Annotated in this window: 21 protein-coding genes; 14 read left to right on the top strand and 7 right to left on the bottom strand. The window is 41.7% G+C overall.

Annotated elements, in window-relative coordinates; all coding sequences use genetic code 11:
• The first annotated feature begins 70 nt into the window (after window positions 1–70).
• Window positions 71–628: a DUF4879 domain-containing protein gene (locus N473_RS03820; RefSeq protein WP_063366788.1), complete on the top strand. Its 558-nt coding sequence runs from the start codon at window positions 71–73 to the stop codon at window positions 626–628.
• Here N473_RS03820 and N473_RS03815 read toward each other — a convergent pair whose 3' ends face one another.
• The 5 genes from N473_RS03815 to N473_RS03800 all read right to left on the bottom strand — a co-directional run bounded on the left by N473_RS03815 (window position 629) and on the right by N473_RS03800 (window position 3,384).
• Window positions 629–1,096 (bottom strand): hypothetical protein, encoded by a 468-nt coding sequence (locus N473_RS03815; RefSeq protein ID WP_063366787.1) that lies wholly within the window; start codon window positions 1,094–1,096, stop codon window positions 629–631.
• 539 nt (window positions 1,097–1,635) lie between these two features.
• Window positions 1,636–1,944 carry a DUF2958 domain-containing protein gene (locus N473_RS03810; RefSeq protein ID WP_063366786.1) on the bottom strand — a complete coding sequence of 103 codons (309 nt, stop codon included), beginning with the start codon at window positions 1,942–1,944 and terminating at the stop codon, window positions 1,636–1,638.
• Between the two features lie 73 nt (window positions 1,945–2,017).
• Window positions 2,018–2,269 (bottom strand): hypothetical protein, encoded by a 252-nt coding sequence (locus N473_RS03805; RefSeq protein ID WP_063366785.1) that lies wholly within the window; start codon window positions 2,267–2,269, stop codon window positions 2,018–2,020.
• A 415-nt stretch (window positions 2,270–2,684) separates the two neighbouring features.
• Window positions 2,685–2,813, bottom strand: coding sequence for a hypothetical protein (locus N473_RS26830; RefSeq protein ID WP_269202331.1), 129 nt, complete (start codon window positions 2,811–2,813; stop codon window positions 2,685–2,687).
• A 199-nt stretch (window positions 2,814–3,012) separates the two neighbouring features.
• Window positions 3,013–3,384: a hypothetical protein gene (locus N473_RS03800; RefSeq protein ID WP_063366784.1), complete on the bottom strand. Its 372-nt coding sequence runs from the start codon at window positions 3,382–3,384 to the stop codon at window positions 3,013–3,015.
• 964 nt (window positions 3,385–4,348) lie between these two features.
• Here N473_RS03800 and N473_RS26460 point away from each other — a divergent pair.
• The 8 genes from N473_RS26460 to N473_RS03760 all read left to right on the top strand — a co-directional run bounded on the left by N473_RS26460 (window position 4,349) and on the right by N473_RS03760 (window position 13,543).
• On the top strand, window positions 4,349–4,561 hold the full coding sequence (locus tag N473_RS26460) for a hypothetical protein (protein ID WP_196766364.1): 213 nt from the start codon (window positions 4,349–4,351) through the stop codon (window positions 4,559–4,561).
• A complete protein-coding gene (locus tag N473_RS03790; RefSeq protein WP_063366782.1) occupies window positions 4,513–5,163 on the top strand; it encodes a hypothetical protein in 651 nt (216 codons plus the stop codon). The genes N473_RS26460 and N473_RS03790 overlap by 49 nt, the downstream gene beginning before the upstream one ends.
• A 588-nt stretch (window positions 5,164–5,751) precedes the next feature.
• Window positions 5,752–7,764, top strand: a complete 2,013-nt coding sequence (locus N473_RS03785; RefSeq protein ID WP_046356841.1) for a methyl-accepting chemotaxis protein — start codon at window positions 5,752–5,754, stop codon at window positions 7,762–7,764.
• A gap of 96 nt (window positions 7,765–7,860) precedes the next feature.
• Window positions 7,861–8,484, top strand: coding sequence for a guanylate kinase (gmk, locus tag N473_RS03780; protein ID WP_063366781.1), 624 nt, complete (start codon window positions 7,861–7,863; stop codon window positions 8,482–8,484).
• Window positions 8,485–8,604: 120 nt separating this feature from the next.
• Window positions 8,605–8,880, top strand: a complete 276-nt coding sequence (gene rpoZ, locus N473_RS03775) for a DNA-directed RNA polymerase subunit omega (RefSeq protein WP_039611918.1) — start codon at window positions 8,605–8,607, stop codon at window positions 8,878–8,880.
• 183 nt (window positions 8,881–9,063) lie between these two features.
• Complete coding sequence (gene spoT / locus N473_RS03770) at window positions 9,064–11,166, top strand: bifunctional GTP diphosphokinase/guanosine-3',5'-bis pyrophosphate 3'-pyrophosphohydrolase (RefSeq protein ID WP_063366780.1); 2,103 nt, start codon at window positions 9,064–9,066, stop codon at window positions 11,164–11,166.
• A gap of 11 nt (window positions 11,167–11,177) precedes the next feature.
• The gene (locus N473_RS03765; protein ID WP_063366779.1) at window positions 11,178–11,570 is read left to right on the top strand and encodes a RidA family protein; all 393 of its coding nucleotides are present in this window, start codon (window positions 11,178–11,180) and stop codon (window positions 11,568–11,570) included.
• A gap of 362 nt (window positions 11,571–11,932) precedes the next feature.
• Window positions 11,933–13,543: a DUF342 domain-containing protein gene (locus tag N473_RS03760; RefSeq protein WP_063366778.1), complete on the top strand. Its 1,611-nt coding sequence runs from the start codon at window positions 11,933–11,935 to the stop codon at window positions 13,541–13,543.
• Between the two features lie 29 nt (window positions 13,544–13,572).
• On the opposite strand, the gene asnA is transcribed toward N473_RS03760, so the two are convergent.
• Window positions 13,573–14,568 (bottom strand): aspartate--ammonia ligase, encoded by a 996-nt coding sequence (gene asnA / locus N473_RS03755; protein ID WP_063366777.1) that lies wholly within the window; start codon window positions 14,566–14,568, stop codon window positions 13,573–13,575.
• 178 nt (window positions 14,569–14,746) lie between these two features.
• Between asnA and asnC the strand changes: the two genes are divergently transcribed.
• The 3 genes from asnC (at window position 14,747) to recG (ending at window position 18,088) form a co-directional block, all read left to right on the top strand.
• Complete coding sequence (asnC, locus tag N473_RS03750) at window positions 14,747–15,205, top strand: transcriptional regulator AsnC (protein ID WP_039611923.1); 459 nt, start codon at window positions 14,747–14,749, stop codon at window positions 15,203–15,205.
• Between the two features lie 94 nt (window positions 15,206–15,299).
• Complete coding sequence (gene trmH, locus N473_RS03745) at window positions 15,300–15,995, top strand: tRNA (guanosine(18)-2'-O)-methyltransferase TrmH (protein ID WP_039611924.1); 696 nt, start codon at window positions 15,300–15,302, stop codon at window positions 15,993–15,995.
• An 8-nt stretch (window positions 15,996–16,003) separates the two neighbouring features.
• Window positions 16,004–18,088: an ATP-dependent DNA helicase RecG gene (gene recG, locus N473_RS03740; RefSeq protein WP_063366776.1), complete on the top strand. Its 2,085-nt coding sequence runs from the start codon at window positions 16,004–16,006 to the stop codon at window positions 18,086–18,088.
• On the opposite strand, the gene N473_RS03735 is transcribed toward recG, so the two are convergent.
• Window positions 18,085–18,471, bottom strand: a complete 387-nt coding sequence (locus tag N473_RS03735; protein ID WP_231099521.1) for a VOC family protein — start codon at window positions 18,469–18,471, stop codon at window positions 18,085–18,087. The genes recG and N473_RS03735 overlap by 4 nt on opposite strands.
• A gap of 22 nt (window positions 18,472–18,493) precedes the next feature.
• Between N473_RS03735 and N473_RS03730 the strand changes: the two genes are divergently transcribed.
• On the top strand, window positions 18,494–18,760 hold the full coding sequence (locus N473_RS03730; protein WP_039611926.1) for a ribbon-helix-helix domain-containing protein: 267 nt from the start codon (window positions 18,494–18,496) through the stop codon (window positions 18,758–18,760).
• Window positions 18,761–18,887: 127 nt separating this feature from the next.
• On the top strand, window positions 18,888–19,565 hold the full coding sequence (locus tag N473_RS03725; RefSeq protein WP_196766363.1) for a hypothetical protein: 678 nt from the start codon (window positions 18,888–18,890) through the stop codon (window positions 19,563–19,565).
• Window positions 19,566–19,596: the final 31 nt, after the last annotated feature.

Raw genomic sequence — 19,596 nt, 5'->3', positions numbered from 1 at the left:
TTAATCCATTGACTCACACCTACATCATAGATAGTGTTTTGTTCAACAAATAAACACAAGGACATGAAAAATGAAAAACTTAAAGACTGTTGCACTATTTACTTCAATGCTTGGCGTATCAATGGCTGTGCAAAGTAATGAACTACTCAACAATGCCTCGAATAACTGGGAGTTTGAACAATATAAAAATTCCCTTATTCAGGAAATTAAAGACACACACGCAAGCTATCAGACATTGATAAACGAGTCTGGTACTGTCCACACAATGGCACCAGCAGCCCCTTTGAGCTCTTTTGAAATCAGAGGGGTTATTTCTTCAAATTACCCGCAATGGGAAGGAATTTCTCCAAGTGCATTTTCCACCACGCAAGATCACGGCGGCAGAGAAGTATATATTTTAACGCGCGAGATCGGCTACGCGAACCCTTCGTCTCGTATGGCCAAGCTGAATGGTTCTTCACTATCAGTAGTTGACACACAGCCAGTCACCTCAGGCAGCAGCGTTGTTGGCTATTTAGTTGTTTGGAAGTACTCTGTTGGCACATTCACTTCAGGAACTGCAACAGCAAGTGCTCGCTCGATAAACTTTCCAAACAACCAAGAAGATGATCGACTGTATATCCGATAGCTAGGCACTTGCGTGGAATTTCCCTGCCCCTCCAAATTGATAAGCTTCTAATGTATGGAGCAGCTCTTTGGAGAATGCTATTTGAGAGGCCGGAGCACCGTTTGCAGTGGCCTCTCTTAATCGTTCCTTTTGCATTGCAATGACATCTACTTTCTCATTTTCTGCTTTAGATAACGCACTCAAGGAAACTTGTCCGTCTCCCTGGTTTAGCCCCGTTGCAGTTGCTGTATAATGTAATGAAAGCGATGCGTGTTGCCCCAAAGTTAGTACACCTTCGTCATACAAAGCTTTTGAAGCTTGGGACAGCTCTTTCATTGTCATATTAGTAAAGTCAAATTTATCACTTTCCGTATGGGCATTTGCCACCTGAGGTGGCGGCAATGTTTTGCCCGCTTTTTCACCAGCTACTGCTTGCTGGGCTTGAATTTGTTGCTGACTATATACAAACGATTGATTTTGAACCCTCATTGTACAATTCCTTCTAGTAGTGACTGTACAAACAAGGCAAAATTTATGCCTATATCGCTAGTATTATTAGCTAGACCCTTTTTCAGAGTCCTCATTACTCAAAACTTCTACTTTATAGAAGATATGAAACCCCCAACATAATGATGCCAACTGCCAGTAAAGCAAATGATTTGACAACTTATTAGGCTCAACTGCCAATGCATCAATACGACTTCTAATACCTAATAACCCGAACGAAATCAGACTTAACGAAAAGAAATATATAAATGACTTATACTCAAATAATTTTGTATCGATAAGATTAAATGAAGATTGTTCTTATTTTGAGTGGCAGTCTTGGACATTGATTTACGATAACTTCAAGGGGTTATTTATATAGCATGGGCCGTATGTTGTGGAGCGGTGTTAACCATAATGATCTGCTCTGCAAAATCGAATGGCTCTCAGTATAAGGAACCTCGGCTGACTTAAGAAGCTTTTCCACCTACGTCAGAAAGCAGTCATGAAAAAAACCAGACTAATATCTGGTTTTTTATTGGCTACTTAACCTCATTTAAGCGACATTTCGAGAAATAGGCGTCTTGCTCTATTCTCGGCACTTGCAGAGTCGGATGGATGATTGAGGCGAGCTCAGATATAGAAAAATACCCTAACTCATCTTGTTGTAATCCGGTCACATAGCCAAAGGCCATCTCCTGCTCAGGATCTAGTTCAATAACATACCAGGACGCACTACCATACGAGTCAAAGAACTTAGCAACCACTTCGGGGTTGTCGCTTTTTGACTGTGAGCCCAAAGGGTATGCCTGACATTCCGCAATGAATTCAGGTGTTATTAATCTGTTCATTTAAGCCTCCAAAAGCTCAGTTACTCTTGCGTATGCCTATCACACACAAGAAGCCCAACTTTTGATGGCGGTGTTAATCAAGTAAGGCCGTCTTTTCTATCAACTCATTTTTTATGAAAGTTGCGACAGGAACCAGCCCTGCTTTCTGTTTTACTACTGCAAGCTCTGAAGGGGTAAATCTTAGCCCAACCAATTCCGATTGTTTTTCGGCTGCGGGCTTTGCTGTTCTGCTGTTGGTTTTTACTGGTGATGGCTTATGCATCAAATTAGATAGTGTGTTTTTGTTGCTCAGCTTGATGTTTGTCAGGCTATTTTTTTGACTCATTTTTTGGGAGGATTAAAGAATAAATGGCATCGAATTGCCTACTCACTTCCCTATATTGAAACTTGGCAAGTGGTGATGCGGCTTGCAGCTGTGAGATCGATTTTTTGGACTTAAAGATCTCATCAAATACCTTGGAAAACTTCAGAGGCAGTACTGGAATATCTCAGCCAAACTTCTCATGCACTAGCGATTGGATATGAATAAAGCTCTCACATTCATGCCAGCTTTTCCCTCTGTCGTGTCGCGACTTTTGTAGTTTAGTTGCAACCACCAATACGTTTTGATTCAGATGCAGCACTTCTGCAAGCGTATTCAGTCAAGCAAGGATTGATTTGTACTCGTCGTAGATGGGTATAATCACCCAGTCCGATTGCTCGATAGCAGTGCTAATACTTAGCGCGCTATTTGAAAGTGCTCAGGCAAGATCAAACACTATATCAATATGCTCAGGGATGGTTGGAAACGGTTCGTTAAGATCAACGGCCAAGAACTGATCGTCCGGTAAGAGTTCATCATAGATATGGTAAGGCTCATTCGTACCCAAAGCAAAACCATGGTCATGTACTATGTTGGTTGAAATCGTAGATTTTCCCGCCCCTCACTTTGTTGTATAGACTGTTACTTTCATAAACTTGTGTTATCAATTAAATCTATCAAACTGATTTTACTAATATTTTAAAATAATCAAATTTACTTTGTTATTTCGCGTTACTCGAAATAATCGATTTAACTCGGGCACTCTATTAAATTGATTTACCGTGTTTTTTCTCGTCACTATCTTGAGATTGACGAAGTGTACCGAGCTTTGCTTTAGCTTGGTTAATTCGCATTTCATGGAGTTGTGTATCATCTAAGAGTTTTTGTTCACTGACTTTTTTCAAATCGCTATCACTAAAACTCATGATGGCCTTTTCCAGGCTAGTTGAAATGACTTTGTGCGCCTGTTCAAGTTCTTGTGTCGACCCCAACCGCTCAGCCCATTCTTTATCTTTGAATAGGTCAAGACTCAGTTCAATATTGCGCTTTTCCTTCATTACCGTGTGATAGGCATTAATTCGTGAAACCAGCTCATCATCTTTTGGCCGATAAATTGAATCTTGCTCTTTGGCTTCCATACATTACTATCTATATTGACTGATATATGAACGGTTTGAACCCTGAATCTTAAAATTTCAACTTTGTCAGGTATAGCAAGAAGGGAATAGAGCTTAAATATGGCGCATACGTTTACTCCACAAATATGTGATATGGCCGATAGCATGGTTATATGCCTTTATCAGCGTTTTTCTCAAGCTGAAGCCTCTCTTTTCTTGCATTGCACTATTGAAGCGCTCACAGAGTTACAGAAGCAGCATAAAATTGAGTATATCCAGGTTAACGAAAATCTGACGGAATTTTTCGGATTTCAACTTTTGGAGTACTTAGCACAACAAATCCAGCCCAGTAATGAACCGCCCATAACATCAGCCATGTTATTTAATGGCAAAAGATTAGCCAAAAATTAGGTCGCATTTTAAATACCATTGCCCGAAATGCGCTTGGCGTGTCCTTTAAATTGAGCCTTTAAGCTTTGGTCTTTATCTGTACATTTAAATGGCTCATATCATCAAGCAATTATCTAATTGTTCTACATACAGCTTGTACATAAGCTCTAGTTTTTAAAAGAATACGCCCAAAAACTAGTCGACACCCTAGCTGATCGAAACTATCCCGCCTATAAACTCATACAAAATTATCTAGCCTATTAAGCAATAGTTGAAATATTGAAAGACGATCGCTGCCACATACCAAGCTCGCATTCTGTTTAATTTAAACCACACCACAGCATTTCGATAAAAAACTTCATTTGAAAATTTAAATTGAAAAACATTAAAATACAGCCAAAAAAAATACTCTATAAAAAACAATCAATTAGTTCAAACCGATTGATATTTTGATGCAGCTTGGTAAAAAAATACTCTCCTGATAAAATTTTTAATAAAAACAAAATAGAATCAGATATTTACTCAACATCACTTCATTGCTAAATCCACTCACCTAAACCACATTTACAAAGCAATTTAATAAGGAGATAGCAATATGAAAAAAGAACTCATCAACTCAGTTTTATTCACTCTGCTGGTATTTTTTATCAACCTAACCGCACATGCAGATGACTATATTACTTGCCATAGCTGTTCATCTATTACCTCAAGCAGAGTAAAGCAAGGACATATATTTTTGACCAAACAAATGGAGACGGCATGTCCTCGGCCTACACCATTCACCTTGTCAGTATACCGCATGGATTAGCAGGATCGTTCTATGTCACGTCTAGACCTCAATTGGATCGGTTTGGCGAACTGGAAACCATTGTCACCGCCAGTAGGTCCACAACTCCACAATCTTTAATAGACCAAGCAAAGCGCGCACAATCTTATATGCACCTAGCCAAAAAGACGCGCGTCCCCAACTCTAGCGGCTATCGCTCTGCTTGGGAATTAGCACAGAATAGCAGTAGTAGAGACAGGTTTGATGACTGGGCTGCACAAAATGATTCTCTTAAATATTGGTCTGCGCAACTAATCTCTATTTTTGGTGGCTTATTTTATGATCCTGTTGCAGGAATTGAGCTACTATTTGAATTTGAAGATGGCTCACAACTGATCATGAAAGCAGCCACTTTAAGATCGGGTACTAAACTTCGCTTATCGTACATTAGACATAGTGCGATAGACTCTGATGGCAATCGTATTCCAGATGCAGGGTCATCTATTGAAGGTACGTATCAGTTTTCATCTCAGTATAAGCTAGAGCAATATATACAAAAAGCAGCAGAGTATGGTATTCGGCTAAGAGTTATACAAACAGGAGTGAGGGGAAGAGTAATCATTACCCCAATTGACAGGACTTAAAATATGTTAGAAATGCTTAGAAATGGTGAATTACACCTCATATCAGTGGCTTTTTTTGTGCAAGTTTTTGTTTGCCTTGCCATAAACTACTTCGTCGCACACAAATTCCGATATAGCAAAGTATTAGCGGTTATCACGGCAATTGTGCCTCTTATTAACACCTATGCGACTTGTGTATATATCGCTTTAGCGATATTTCATTCTAGGCACCCGAAAGTAACAAATAGCGAGAGCTAGTTCACAGTGCAACCAAGCCCTCTATTGGCTTGGTTTTTTAATTCATACCCCTAATATTCATTGCCAGACTGCCCACATGACTTAACGGTTCGATCAACCTAGCCCGACAAGCATTTAGAAAAACGCCATTACCCACCTATTCACTAAGAAAAGCCACAGTGCTTAGCGAGCAAGTTAACAAATTGCACCTTTTCCCTTTATTACACTTTTATGAACCTTTTTATGTCGACATAACAAACAATCAGTAAATTAATTCATAAATTCGCAATTTTCTTATCCTTAATTAATAATTTGAGTAGGCAAATTTGATATTCCAAGGATTCGGAGTACACAACTTTCTTGGGTAACAATATGAACTTGAGTAAAAAGCTTTATTTATCCTTTGGTTGCCTCATTGCACTGATGGTTTTTTCCAGTACAGTGGTTTGGTTTAAAGTCTCGACTGAGACTGCAAGAGCATTTGAAGTCAAAGGTGATGACCTGCCTGGTATGATCTTGTACAACCGACTGCTTCATTTAGAGTATCAGCTCAATAATATAGCACTTGAATACCTCAATGGTGATGTGAGCAAAGTTGGGCAATTCAACCAGCTGTTTGAACGATTCAAGTCCACGCAAAAAGAATTATATGGATACGAGTCAGCGAAGCAATCAGACAGGGACAAAATGGCCCGTATCATGGAACTGGCTGAAAAGTTTCACCGAGATGTCAATAACGAAATTTTTGCCAAGTATGACCCTCGCTCCTACGAACAAGTCAAAAAGCGGGTAGACAAACTCGATGCAGAGATGGGACAACCTCTGGAGGATTTACTCGACTCATTAAAGGAACAGGAATTTAATGACGCTTTGAAATCGTCCGATCTGCAAGAGTCGTTAAATGACGATTTACCCGGTGTGAGATACTACCTAGAACTGGTCGATGAAGGCGGAGACATGATTGCCGCTATCATCTCCCACACAACGGGTGCACCTGCTGCTGAAGCGGACTTTAACGATGATGCACAGAGCTTTCGACATTACCTAAATTTGTTAAAGCCACTTGAACAAAAGCCTAACGAATTGCGTGATATCGCACGTATCGAAGAGATGTTTGCTACCATTCAAAGTGAAGCAAAAGAGATTTTTCGAACCTACGACTCGACTGCGTACGTTAAGGCCCAACAAAAGCTTGCCGAGCTCACCTCTAATCAAATGGTAGAATTGTCTGAAATCCTTGAAGTTTCAAGCGAAGAAGAAAAAGATGACGCCACTAAAGCGCTTGACCTCTTAGTTGAAGGGCTCAACACCACTTTGGTGATCATCATCCTTATTACACTCGTTGCGGCCATCATAGCCATCGCGGTTGCTTTTGTGATCAGTCGCTCAATTGTGACCCGTTTGAGTCAAGTGCTCACCATCGCTGAAGGGATCAGTGAGGGGGATATCTCAAGACCACTGCTCACACATCAAGGGAAAGATGAAATTGACAGCTTAGCTGAGGCCACCAATAAGATGTCTAATTCACTGAACTCATTGCTGCAAGCCATCAGCAACGTGGTCAATGACGTTAAAACCTCCAGTGATGATATCGCTGAAACAAATAATCAAATAGCCTCTCGCAGCCAAGCATCTGCCGACCAATCTACGCAAGTTGCCACAGCCATTGAACAAATGAGTGCAACCGTTTCGGAAGTTGCTTCACAAAGTCAGGTTGCAGCGAGCCATGCTGATGGCGCGAGAAATCTCGCATCAGAAGGCGGCTCTACGGTGACAGCCACGGTAGATAAAATTAAATCGGCTTCAAATGAAGTGCAAGATACCGCTGAGAATGTGACTCATCTGGGTGAGTTAAGTAGCCAAATTGGTAATGTTATTGGCGTTATTGGTAGTATTGCTGAACAAACTAACTTGCTGGCGCTCAACGCTGCGATTGAAGCCGCCCGTGCAGGTGAGCAAGGACGTGGTTTTGCTGTGGTTGCAGATGAAGTAAGAACACTTGCTGAGCGCACATCAAAAGCAACCGAAGAAGTCGTCAGTACTGTGCAATCCATTCAATCCCAGACAGAGCATGCTGTTAAGTCAATGGAAAACAGCGTGGCGCAAGTAAACCACAGTGTATCTATGGCAGAAGATGCGGGGACACAGCTTGAGGGTATTGTCACCGGAGCCAGTGAAATCGCCTCGATGATCCAATCAATTGCGACGGCAACTGAAGAGCAGTCCGTGGTTGCCAGCGAAATGGCGCGAGATATTTCGCAAATAGAACAATCAAGCCAAAGTTCACTGCAAGATACACAAGTCGCAGCGCATTCAGCGCAAGAGCTAAACAAACAAGCCGAAGAGTTAGCTGTTTTAGTAAGTCGATTCAGACTACGTGGATAGCAAACTGGTAACTCGGCGCGCAAAGATTTAAAATAGAGCTTTTTACGGGAAGTAACAGGCTCTATTACTCCCTTTTGCGTACACAAAGGTTTCACTATGACAATGACTCGCGGTAATTTGTTTATTTTATCTGCACCATCAGGTGCGGGTAAATCAAGCCTGATCAAAGCTCTATTGGACAAGCAAGCCAATATCAAGGTTTCAGTCTCACACACAACACGCGCTCCTCGCCCTGGCGAAAACAACGGCGAACATTATCACTTCGTTACGGTTGATGAATTTAAGGCGCTGATCGACAAAGGTGATTTCTTTGAGTGGGCTCAGGTATTTGAAAATTACTACGGGACATCAAAACAGGCCATTGAAGATCAGTTGAACAAGGGTATTGATGTATTCTTGGATATTGATTGGCAAGGCGCTAGACAAGTTAGAGCACTGATGCCTGAAGTCAAAACCATATTCATTTTGCCTCCTTCTCAAAGCGAGTTGGAGCAACGCTTGAACAACCGTGGTCAAGATTCTCAAGAAGTCATTGCCGCAAGAATGGCAGAAGCGAAATCAGAAAGCAGCCATTATGATGAGTTTGACTATGTCATTGTGAATGATGATTTTGAAACAGCACTGACTGAGCTTGAACATATTGTAATTGCAGCGAGACTTCAAACGACAGCTCAGCAAGCTCGTCACAAAGCATTAATTGAAGAGTTGTTAGCGGATTAATTTCCCTGAATTAAGTGATAATTGCTTAATCACGATAAATTTTAACCATTCACTTGGCGAAGTAGTCTGTTTCAAGTAAACTAGCCCTTTGCTAAATGTATAATTTTTTGGAGTGCTTCGATGGCTCGCGTAACTGTAGAAGATGCAGTAGATAAAATTGGTAACCGTTTCGATTTAATCCTTGTTGCAGCGCGTCGCGCTCGTCAGATTTCTGTTGGTGGCAAAGATCCTATGGTTGAGGCTGAAAATGATAAGCCTACCGTTATCGCGCTACGTGAAATTGAAGAAGGTCTTGTAACTACAGACTCTCTAGACATGATCGACCGTGAAGAGCAGCAAAACCAAGAGGCAGCTGAGCTTGCAGCAGTAGCAGCCATTGTTGGTGGTAACCGCTAAAATAAACTTCTAGACGGCTTTAAAAGCTCAATCTAAAGAAAGTTTGATATAACGCCAGCGCAAAGCTGGCGTTTTTTTTCATTATATTGCAAAAGCATCGTGCCTTTGCGTTGGCTTCCGAGCCAATTCATCGTATATTCAATAATAACTATCTATTAACTTCACTGGAACATTGGAGTGTGAATGTATCTATTTGAAGGCCTCAAGAAAAAAATCTCAGAGTACCTAGCACCTGAAGATGTTGAACTAGTACAAAAAGCCTATGTCGTCGCGCGTGAAGCACATGAAGGTCAAACGCGTTCTAGCGGCGAGCCTTATATCACTCACCCTGTCGAGGTGACACAGATACTGGCCAGCATGAAGTTAGACCATGAAACGCTCATGGCTGCATTAATGCATGATGTCATCGAGGATACTGATTTTAGTCAGGCAGATCTGGCTGAAATATTTGGTGAAACCGTTGCCGAACTTGTCGCCGGCGTCAGTAAATTAGATAAGCTCGACTTTAAAGATAAAAAAGAGTTTCAAGCAGAAAACTACCGTAAGATGATCATGGCAATGACGCAAGACATTCGTGTCATTCTCATTAAACTTGCGGACAGAACTCATAACATGCGTACTCTAGGCTTTTTAAGGCCTGAAAAGCGCCGCAGAATTGCCAGAGAGACACTCGAGATATTCGCGCCAATTGCGAATCGCTTAGGTATCCATGATATCAAAAATGAGTTAGAAGACTTAGGCTTTCAGGCGCTTTACCCTATGCGTCACCGCGCACTTAAGTCAGAAGTTGCCAAAGCGCGTGGCAACCGTAAAGAGGTGATCAGTAACATTCAGACCGAGATTGAGTCTCGCTTAGAAGAGAGCGGTATAACAGCTTCCGTTAAAGGTCGTGAAAAGCACCTATATAGCATTTATAAAAAAATGCTTAATAAAGAGCTGCTATTCAATGAAGTCATGGATATTTATGCGTTCCGCATTAATGTCGATAACATAGATACCTGTTACCGAGTCCTTGGCGTTGCACATAACCTATACAAGCCTATTGAAACCCGCTTTAAAGACTACATCGCGGTACCAAAAACCAATGGTTATCAGTCGTTGCATACGTCATTAGTCGGTCCACACGGTATCCCTGTCGAAATTCAAATTAGAACACATGATATGGATCATATGGCCGATAAAGGGGTCGCTGCGCACTGGATGTACAAAAAATCTGGTGACAGTGCCGGTCATACTGCTCAGCAGCGCGCTCGTCAATGGATGCAAAGCCTGTTGGAGCTGCAACAAAGTGCAGGCTCTTCTTTCGAGTTTGTAGAAAACGTCAAAACGGAACTCTTCCCAGAAGAGATCTATGTATTTACCCCTGATGGTCGAATCGTAGAACTTCCAATGGGCGCAACAGCAGTTGACTTTGCTTATGCAGTGCATACAGATGTGGGTAATACCTGTGTTGGAGCGAGAGTAAACCGCAAACCTTACCCGTTAAGTAAAGCGCTTGATACAGGACAAACCGTTGAAGTTATCACCAGCTCTGGCGCGCATCCTAATGCCACTTGGTTAAACTTCATTGTCACCGGTAAAGCACGATTGGGTGTACGAAATTACCTCAAAAGCCAACATCAAGAAGAATCCATCCAACTTGGCAGACGTCTTTTAGATTCAGCTCTTGGAGAGCAGAAACTTGACGAAATTCCAACAGAACAGATTGAACGTGTTTTAGAAGAGCACAATCTAAATACTCTGTTAGAGCTACTCGTTGAGATAGGCAATGGCAACATCATGAGTGTACTGATTGCTAAACGACTACTCCAAGCTGATGACGGGCTTGAAAGTCTAGCAAAGCAAGCCAAAGCTGCGATCATAGGTACTGAGGGTATGCTGGTTACCTATGCTAAGTGCTGTCGACCTGTACCAGGTGATGCCATTGCAGCTTATGTCAGCCAAGGTAAAGGCTTGATGGTACACAGGCAAGAATGTCGCAATATTAGAGGCTGGGAAAGTGAACGCGCTAAATACTGTGTTGTAAAATGGGAAGACAACCCTGAAAAAGAGTACATCGCAGCGCTGAGAGTTGAAATCATCAACCACCAAGGTGCACTCGCTAAGCTCACCAATGTCGTTGCCAGTGCACAGGCTAATATTGTTGAAATCGCCACTGAAGAAAAAGAAAGTAATTTATATATTATTGATTTAGGCGTGACTGTCAAAGATAGAATTCACGTTGCGAATATTATGCGCAAAATACGTGTAATGCCAGATGTGCAACGCGTATATAGAAAGCGCTAAAGGAAGTTATTATGAACAAAGCGATCATTTCAACCGATCAAGCGCCAGCCGCAATCGGGACTTACAATCAAGCAATCAAAGTAGGAACTGCTGTATATCTGTCAGGCCAGATCCCATTAGTACCAGACACCATGGAAGTTATTTCTGAAGATTTTGCTGAACAAACACATCAAGTGTTTAAAAATCTCACAGCCGTGTGTGAAGCCGCTGGCGGGCAATTGCAGGATATGGTCAAAGTAAATATATTCATGACAGATTTAAGCAATTTTGCCACGGTCAATGAAATCATGAGCCAGTATTTCAAAACCCCGTACCCTGCGCGTGCGGCGATTGGCGTCAAAGAGCTGCCAAAAAATGTACAAATTGAAATTGATGGTATTATGGAACTGCCGTCAATGAATTAATGCACACCAGTTTAAAAGGCCTAACCACTAGGCCTTTTAAACTTACTTCACTGCACATTTTACTCAACTTGATAAAAATCTCTTCAAATTAGCTCTTCAACTTTGATCTTAACAGCTTGACTACATACTATTAATTAAGCAAGCTGATATCACAAAACAAAAATTGACACACACTTTGCCAGCCAATCTTTAGACACTGCAACAGAAAGTGAGTATTGGAATTTAATTGTTTTTTGGCTGTCATACTAATAACAGGAAAGAAACCGCTGATGGCAAACCTACACTGTTGTCAAAGCGTATAAAAAGGGTAAGGTTTAATGCGATCTCTATTACAGAGTCGCTCGGTCTATAAGGAATAGTCTGTGTTTAAAGTCACAAAAAATGGCCAAGTTTTAATGGACGTTGCATCTGCTACGCCACCCAGTCAGGCGTTTATTGTCGAGGCGCTTGAGTGCTCTCCCTATGCCGATTGCGAAGTAGATCATGACTCTATTGCTGCCTATTTTCAAAGTGAAGTTGCAGAACAGCAGCTCTTGGTCGCAAAGCAAAAACACGCGCAATTACAGATCTCAATTTCAGAAGATAAAATGCAAGCTACGGCGACATTAACCACAGCACAAGGTGGTAATCTGATAAGCCTTGATCAAGCAAAAAAAATCATCATTAAGTCAGGGGTGTGCAGGGGTTATAAACAAGCGCTACTAGAAAAGCTCCTAGCAAAGCAATTTGATGAATTACCTGGCTCCCAACATACTGGTATTATCGCTCAAGGCCGACCTCCTGAAAATGGCCTCCCCGCCAAGCTTATATCGCATGTATTGACGTTGAAAGAACGCTTGAAACAGCCAAAATTAAGAGAAGATGGTACCGTAGATATGCGCGACTTCGGTGCGTTATCAAGTGTTTCACCAGGCACATTACTTATCACTCAGCGCCCAGCCTCTCCAGGAAAAGAAGGCTTTACTGTAACCGGAGACAGTATAACACCCGTGCCCGGAGAGTCGTTTCAGCTAGTGGCTGGCGAAGGCACAGAGATTTCGCCAACCAATCCACTCGAACTTATCTCAACCATTGCCGGCTGCCCTTCTGACATTCAAAACGGCATGAGAGTAGATGATATTTTTACCATCGCAGATGTGAATGTGAAGTCTGGTCATATTGAATTTAGCGGCAGTGTCATTGTGACCCATAATGTAGAGCCAGGTATGAAAGTAAAAGCCAGCGGCGACATTACGATAATGGGGACTGTTGAATCCGGTGAAATCATCAGTGAAGGAAATATCGAAGTGCGCGGAGGTGTAATTGGCCACCTAGATCACAGTGATAATGACCAAAGCTTAACTTGCAAACTCATTGCCAATGGCGATATTAACATTGTGCATGGTCAATACACTTACCTTGAAGCGCGGAATATCTATATTCAAAAACAGGCGAATCACTGCGACATTAAAGCATTAAGAACAGTTAGAGTTGGATTAGAAGATAACCCTCGTGGCAAGCTCATTGGAGGAACGGTTTTCGATGCACAATCTGTGACGGCCGGAGAAATTGGTAGCCCGTCAGGTGCAACTATGTCTGTATACTTAGCCAACTCGGGGGTAGAGATAACCAACAAAACAGACCAATGTATACGAGAGTTGGGGGAGACAGATGAACAATTGGAAAACTTACAAAAAGCGGTAGAAAAAGCAGATCAACTTAAAGATATTGAAAGAAAAAAAGTGCTGATGGCAAAGATCAGTGCCACGCAAACTCACTATTGCCAACAAGCTGAAGCACTCGAAAATAAACTCAGCGAATTAGATCATACTTTACATGATTTACTTGGGGGCACCCAGCTGCAGGCAACTTCGGCATTGCACTCAGGTGTTGAGCTTCATATCTTTGACAAAACCTATACCACCAATCGCAGTTATCCACCCTGTACTGCGAAGTTAATTGATGGGCAAATTGAAATTGAGTTTAAGATCTAAAAGGGGGTCGCCCCCCCCTTTAGATCGCTTTATAGCACACCTTCTATTGACTGCTTTAGCTCTTCTGGCCATACGCCTACCTGAACTTGTGCAATGTGTTGCTTTTGCAGTAGTAACATCACTAATCGTGATTGACCAATACCGCCACCTATAGTCTGTGGTAAGTCACCAGCTAATAACGCCTTGTGCCAATCAAACTCAAGTCGCGCTTGTGCATCACTAATTTGCAGTTGATGAGCCAGAGATTCAGGAGATACGCGGATCCCCATTGAAGAAATCTCAAAGGCATCTTCTAATGCTGGGTTCCAAACTATGATATCCCCATTTAAGCCCTGGTACTTATCACAGGTAGCTGTAGACCAGTCATCATAGTCTGGAGCACGTACATCGTGAATCTTGCCGTCACCTAATTCACCACCAATCCCAATTAAAAATACAGCCCCGTACTCTTGTGCAATGGCCTTTTCACGCTGTTTTGCAGTAAAATCTGGATACATTGCGCGCAGCTCTTCAGCATGAACAAAAGTGATTTCCTCAGGTAAGAATGTCTCAATATCATATTCTTGTGAAATCACCTGCTCGGTGTGCTTAATACATTTATATAAGGTTTGTACGGTTTCTTTAAGCGTTTCAAGACTTCTTTGCGTATCTGCACAAATCACTTTCTCCCAATCCCATTGGTCGACAAATACCGAATGAATTGGTGATAAGCGCTCTTCATCTGGGCGCAATGCTTTCATATGCGTGTATAACCCTTCCCCGACTTCAAAGCCAAAATCACCTAGTGTTTTGCGCTTCCATTTCGCTAAAGAGTGGACAACTTCAAATTCACTGTCAGCAAGGGTCTTTACTTTAACTGATACCGCTTTTTCTGTACCGCTTAGGTTATCTTGAATACCATCACCCACCTTAGCAAGTATAGGGGCTTGCACTTCGACTAAGCCTAGTTGCTCCGTTAGCTGCGCTGAGAAAACGCTTTTAACGCGTGCGATTTGATGTTGTGTTTTTAAGTATTGTGATTTCATGTTGATCCCCATTCCAAACTGTCGATGATTTTTTGTGTATTAATTACTTGATATACCCATCGTCAACAAATTTCGATAAAAATTCAATATTCAAAAACAAAAATACACATACACAGCTTAAATCAATAAAAAATTAAGGTTATATTTATGGAAACAACAATTTTGGATGAAAATAAGTATGGAAAATTATCAGATCGATAATCTCGATAAATCCATCTTGCACGCACTTATGAATGATGCAAGAACACCTTATGCTGAATTAGCCAAGCGTTTCTCAGTGAGCGCTGGCACAATTCATGTCAGAGTAGAAAAGATGAAACAAGCAGGGATCATAGAAGGTACTAAGGTATGTATTAATACTAAAAAGCTTGGCTATGACGTGTGTTGCTTTATTGGTATCAACCTCAAACATGCCAGAGATTATCAAGATACCATTGCCCAATTAGAAACTTTTGAAGAGGTCGTAGAGGCTTATTACACGACAGGTAATTACAGCATATTTATTAAAGTATTGAGCAGTTCAATGGACCATTTACATGATGTGCTCGTCAATAAGATACAATCTATCGAAGCCATTCAATCAACTGAGACGCTGATTTCTCTGCAAGCACCAATAATGAGAGAAATACAACCATAAAACGTCCTACTCTATCAACTCAAATAGGTGTGTACTTATACAGTAATAATTTTGATATAATACGCCGTAATATTGTATTTAAGAGCAGTCCTCGATGAAAGAAAATCGCTTTCAGCGCGTAAAACGAATATTGGAACAACGCCAAACGGATTTGACTGTGTGCCTCGATGAAGTGCACAAACACCATAATTTATCCGCAATCGTAAGAACAGCTGACGCAGTGGGCTGTCACTATGTTCATGCTGTTTGGCCTCAAGATCAAAGACGCTTAACTAATAACACCTCTGGCGGTAGTAAAAACTGGGTTGATACTCAAATGCATGATGATATCGACCAAGCAGTTGCAAAAATTCGTGAACAAAACCCAGGGATCCAACTGCTTGCTACGAATTTGAGTGATACTGCTGTCGACTTTAGAGAAATCGATTATACCAAGCCAACAGCGGTGATAGTTGGCCAAGAGCGCTTGGGTATTTCCGATAGAGCACTTGAACATGCCGATCAGCACATTGTGATCCCTATGGCAGGCATGGTGCAATCTCTGAATGTATCGGTTGCCGCAGCGCTCATTCTTTATGAGGCACAGAGGCAAAGAGAAGAAGCAGGCATGTACCAGCGCAAAGATATGTTAGACCCAAAAGTAAAACACACGCTGCTATTTGAAGGATGCCACCCAATTATCGCCAACCGATGCAATGAAAAAGGCCTCCCTTACCCTGAACTAGATGACGAAGGTGAGATCATTGCAGATGAAACGTTCTGGAATACGTTGAAATTTAGTAAAAAGTAAGGATATCTATGTCTAGCCCTAATTTAGCTAATTACCCAATTACAGACTTAAAAGGTGTTGGCCCTAAAGCCGCCGAACGATTGGCTAAATTAGGCATAGCAAGTGTTCAAGATATGCTTTTTCACTTGCCGCTTAGGTATGAAGACCGAGCGAAGACATACTCCATCGCCACATTAATGCCACACATGCACGTCAGTGTAGAGGGAGAGATAGAGCAAGCCAATATCACATTTGGTAAACGCCGTATGCTCATGTGCCAGATCAATGATGGTACTGGTAGGCTTACCTTACGATTTTTTAATTTCTCTGCGGCCCAAAAAAATGCCATGCAACCGGGCAAAATTATGCGTTGTTTTGGTGAAGCGCGCCGTGGTCGCGTCGGTCTTGAAATGGCGCACCCTGAATACAGTATCAAAGATGCGACGCAAGAAACGAGTACAATAGAAGACACACTCACCCCTGTTTACTCAACCACTGAAGGCCTCAAGCAACTCAGTATACGTGCGATTGCAGAGCAAGCCGTTCAGTTACTGCACAAATATGATATTGAAGATCATCTACCAGCTCAATTCAGGCCAAATCAACTAAGTCTAAAAGAGGCACTTTTACTACTGCATGCGCCACCGCAGGATATCGATTTGAGCCAATTAGAGTTAGGTCAACACCCTGCGCAACAACGCCTTGCGTTTGAAGAGCTGCTCGCACAAAACTTAAGCCTTTTAAAGCTCAGACAAAAAAGTCAGGCAGTGAAAGCTGTCGCATTGCCGCCAACGAACCAAATTGAAGCTGAGTTTTTAGCACAATTACCATTTAAGCCGACCAATGCACAAAGCAGAGTTGTTAGTGAGATAAAACAAGATTTGCAAAAACCAGAGCCCATGTTGCGCCTTGTACAAGGAGATGTTGGTTCTGGTAAAACTCTGGTTGCCGCTCTGAGTGCTTTAACAGCAATATCACAAGGCTATCAGGTTGCACTAATGGCACCCACAGAGATCCTGTCAGAGCAACATGCACTCAATTTTACCAACTGGTTTACAGCGTTAAATATAGAGACCTGTTGGCTGGGCGGCAAAACCAAAGGCAAAGAACGTAAAGAAACACTCGAAAAAATAGCCACAGGACAAGCCCAAATGGTGGTCGGCACCCATGCACTTTTTCAAGAGCAGGTTAACTTTTCTAATCTCGCACTCATTATTATCGATGAACAGCATAGATTTGGCGTACACCAACGGCTATCACTCAGAGAAAAGGGCAAATTTGATGATTGCTACCCTCATCAATTAGTCATGACGGCCACCCCTATTCCGCGAACACTTGCCATGACAGCATATGCTGATTTGGAAACTTCGGTGATCGATGAACTGCCGCCAGGAAGAACCCCAATTACCACGGTAGCTGTTCCTGATACTCGCCGAGATGAGGTGATTAAACGGGTTAAAAGTGCCTGTATTGAGCAAAATAGGCAAGTATATTGGGTGTGTACATTGATCGATGAGTCTGAAGTATTACAATGCCAAGCAGCGGAAGATACCGCACAGCAGCTCACCAAGCTGTTACCAGAGCTAAAAGTCGCTCTCGTACATGGCCGCATGAAAGCCCAAGAGAAGCAGCAGATAATGGCTGATTTTAAGTCTGGTAATTACCATGTACTCGTTGCCACAACCGTTATAGAAGTCGGCGTGGACGTTCCGAATGCCAGCTTAATCATAATCGAAAACCCTGAACGTCTTGGGCTTGCTCAATTACACCAACTCAGAGGACGTGTTGGACGTGGCGCAATTGCATCACATTGCTTACTCTTATATCACGCACCGCTGTCTAATACGGCGCAAAAAAGACTTGGCGTGCTCAGAGACAGCAATGACGGTTTTATAATCGCTGAAAAAGACTTAGAGATCAGAGGACCCGGTGAAGTACTCGGTACTAAACAAACTGGATTGGTGGATTTAAAAATTGCCGATTTAACACGCGATAAGCACATGCTACCCAGTATACGAGGTATCGCGTTTTCATTGTTAAATCAACACCAAGCGTGTGTGGACCCTCTGATCACTCGCTGGATGGGCAACAGAAGTGAGTTTGCTATGGCTTAATTAAATAGGTCATTGCTCTCTATCACTTCAACCTGATAGCCATCGGGATCTGTTACAAAAAAGAACCTAGCAACCAGTTTATTCAGCTGTTTTAGCGTCTTAATATCCGTCGGAGCATAACCGCTTGACTGTGCTTTCTCCCAAATCTCTTTGAGATTATCAGTGCTAAATGCCAAATGCCCATAACCATCACCTAAGTGATAACCATCTGTTTTATCTAAATTATGAGTTAACTCTAATTCAAATTCACTCTCTTGATTACTTAAATAAGTTAAGGAGAAGCTTTCGAACTCTATAGACCTTTTTACCTCTAACTCAAATAATTCATGGTAGAATTTAATAGAACGTTTCAGGTCTTTTACTCGAACCATAGAATGTATCATTTTAGCCAATGGAGCCTCCTTCATGTGCGAACTCTACGCATCTCAAACACCAGAATTATACCAAGTCACTAAAAAGTCGATTCGCGTACAAGGCGTCGTCACGAGCTTGGCATTGGAAAACAAAGTTTGGCAAATACTTGAAGAAATAGCAGACCGAGAGCAAATCAGTGTGGCTCACTTTATCTCTACCCTTTATCAAGAGTCTATTGAAAAACATGGCCATGTTAATAACTTGGCGTCTCTTCTGAGGATCTCTTGCCTTACTTATCTACAGCATTGTACTGACTGAATCACCAAAACAGGTAGTACCCTAATACTACAAAAGGGTTTGCAAAAAATTTTTGTAACTCTTTCACATTACTACTAAAGCCTATAGACTTGTCTACCAAATATTTGACCGTTAAAGCACTTTAGCTATGAAATCTCAGTTTGGTAGGCGCGCCTTCACCCATATGGAACTATATAGCTTGTTTAATGGCTACATTTACGGTGACGAAAAGCTAAAGCGAGAACAACCCAAACACTGGCACTTTTGGCTGCCTATTCTGGCATATTATACCGGTGCATATAGTGATGAATTAGGTAGTTTAAACTTAAATGACCTTACTAAAGTTGGCTCAGTTCACACATTTAATTTCCATACTCATGGCAAAATTCAACATAGAATTGTACCCATCCATAATGCTCTCTGGCATGCCGGTTTAGAGCAATACATACAATTCGTTAAAGAGTCAGGTCACAGTCGACTACTATTTGATCTACCATCTAAGTCAAACCGTTATAGCGAAAAAGTACGTATATGGTTTTCAGGAGAAGGTGAACGATTAGGTTATTTGCAAAAGTGTGGTCTACCAAATGTTGATCAGCAAGGTCTTAAAACTGCAATTAGTAGCTTGAGGTTAAACTTTGAACAGCAAGTATATATCTCTGCGATTCAACTGGGCAATCGATCTGCAATGAGTTATTTACTTGGCTTAAAAGAAGGTGGGGATGTTGTTGAAGTGCCGAATATTGACTTGTTAGCTCGAGTTGTAAAGCCTGTGCGAGTGATAAATAACAATATATCCTGGCAAAGGTTCATCGAACGCCACTGACCATTAAAAATCGTAGTAAGCAAACTTATTC

This window comes from Pseudoalteromonas luteoviolacea CPMOR-1, assembly GCF_001625685.1.
GTDB lineage: Bacteria > Pseudomonadota > Gammaproteobacteria > Enterobacterales > Alteromonadaceae > Pseudoalteromonas > Pseudoalteromonas luteoviolacea_K.
This window is presented reverse-complemented; position numbering and strand designations above follow the sequence as displayed.